This is a genomic window from Psychromonas hadalis ATCC BAA-638 (genome assembly GCF_000420245.1).
Taxonomy (GTDB): domain Bacteria; phylum Pseudomonadota; class Gammaproteobacteria; order Enterobacterales; family Psychromonadaceae; genus Psychromonas; species Psychromonas hadalis.
This window is the reverse complement of the sequence record NZ_ATUO01000305.1, coordinates 1-1,807: the sequence shown is the minus strand read 5'-3', so window position 1 is coordinate 1,807 and position 1,807 is coordinate 1. Positions and strand designations below refer to the sequence as shown.

Annotated in this window: 2 protein-coding genes; both read left to right on the top strand. The window is 37.4% G+C overall.

Annotation, left to right across the window (positions count from 1 at the left end; genetic code table 11):
* The first annotated feature begins 300 nt into the window (after nucleotides 1-300).
* A complete protein-coding gene (locus G322_RS0119100) occupies nucleotides 301-954 on the top strand; it encodes a CDP-alcohol phosphatidyltransferase family protein (protein ID WP_022943260.1) in 654 nt (217 codons plus the stop codon).
* Between the two features lie 178 nt (nucleotides 955-1,132).
* Nucleotides 1,133-1,573 (top strand): FAD synthase family protein, encoded by a 441-nt coding sequence (locus tag G322_RS0119095; RefSeq protein WP_022943259.1) that lies wholly within the window; start codon nucleotides 1,133-1,135, stop codon nucleotides 1,571-1,573.
* The last annotated feature ends 234 nt before the right edge of the window (nucleotides 1,574-1,807 follow it).

Below are 1,807 nucleotides of genomic sequence, written 5' to 3'. Positions count from 1 at the left end.
TATAGACAGTTTGATCTTTTAAATTTAAATTTCAACTTAATTTTCCTAAATGAGAAGTCTTTTCAAAGATCATGGGTATATAAAATAGAGCGTAAATACTCAGGGCTAAGCTATTTATGTCTATTTTGAGGCGAAAAACGGCGTTTAATGGTTTAAATGAGCATTTTCAACGAATAAATAGGCTTAAATGGCAACGACCTGAGTAATTACAACAAAAGTTTAATGAAAAGTTAACCCTTCTAACCTCTCATTACTATATACTCGCCACACTAATGTATAATCACCTCTTTTAGGAATACTATGAGCACCAATACCGAGCAACCTCAAGCATCACAACCCACCATTCTTTCGTTTGTAAAAGATCTCCCCAATATATGTTCACTGGCGGGACTCGCCTGTACTGTATTAGCGATTTATTTCAGTATTATCGGTATTTATTATGCTGCTATGATTGGTATGGTTTGGGCGGTTGCTTTTGATTGGGCTGATGGATTAGTTGCACGAAAGATGAAAGGCAGAACAGGCAATGATCGTGCTTTTGGTGGGCAACTTGATGTGGTCATCGATATTGTCAGTTATGGTGTTACACCAGCGATTCTTCTTATGAGCTATGGACAATTTGAACCTATCTTTTTAATCGGTGCTTTCTTTATACTGGCGGCAAGTGCAATAAGACTCAGTTATTTTAGTACCTTCGGATTGGCGGGCGGATCAAAATACACCGGGCTCGCACTTGATAATAATAGTCTTATTCTCGTGTTTGTATTTCTTTTTGAAAGTGTATTAAGTCATAGTCTATTTTCTGCCCTTTTTTACGTGGTCGCCTTAGGACTTGCGGCGCTCAATGTATCTGAAATAAAAACACCGAAACTTTCTGGTAATCCTCTCAACGTTTATATCCTGGCTGCATATACGCTGGCCATAACGGGTTTCTACGCTTGGAAACTTTTATAGATTAATCACATTCAATACCTTCGCCAATTTTGATTTAAGCTTAAAATGGAATTTTACACCAATAAAAATCAAATGCTTACAGGAAAAAAAGTTAGCCAAAATGGGTTGGTTTCCATTTTGGCGAAGGTATTGACATTAAAACATAATATTAAAACATAACAGGAGTGAAATAAGCATCATGGTTGTATACACAGTAGGTACCTTTGATTTATTACATGTAGGACACCTTGCTTTATTAGAATACTGCAAAACATTAGGCAAAACAGTTGCCGTTGGTGTTGCCTCTGATAGCGTTGTCGCTTCTTACAAACCCAATGTACCGGTTGTTCCACTTGAACAGCGCATGGAGATGTTAAGAGCCTTACGATGTGTTGATATCGTGATTCCTTATCACGAGCTTGAATATGTATCAGGGTGTAAAGAGGTTAAACCCAATATTTTTGTGATTGGTGAAGATTGGGGAAATCAAAAACACAACATTGATGTGGAGTCCTATCTGCATTCAGCAGGGGGTAAAATTATTCAAGTGAGTTATAACCCTAAAACATCATCCACAAAAATAAAACAAAATGTGATTGCACAAACCCACCGAGGCAAATACCTTTCCCAAGAGGTTTAATGCCCACATAATAAATTAATCAAACAGGAAAATAAGAGCAGAGCGCTGTTATCTTATTTCCCTGTTGCTTAAAATACTTATACCAATTCCATTAATTAACTGGTCATACTTGTCCACGATCTTGAACACAATGAAATGACTGGCAGATTCAACCTTGAAGTGCATAACCGCTACGCCACTAGTGCGGTTATGTGTCCTGCCATCATTTGAAGCGGGATTTTAAAAAAAAGCTTC

Coding starts and splice junctions, on each gene's coding strand:
- G322_RS0119095 (WP_022943259.1), top strand. CDS start 1,133: ATGGTTGTATACACAGTAGGTACCTTTGATTTATTACATGTAGGACAC.
- G322_RS0119100 (WP_022943260.1), top strand. CDS start 301: ATGAGCACCAATACCGAGCAACCTCAAGCATCACAACCCACCATTCTT.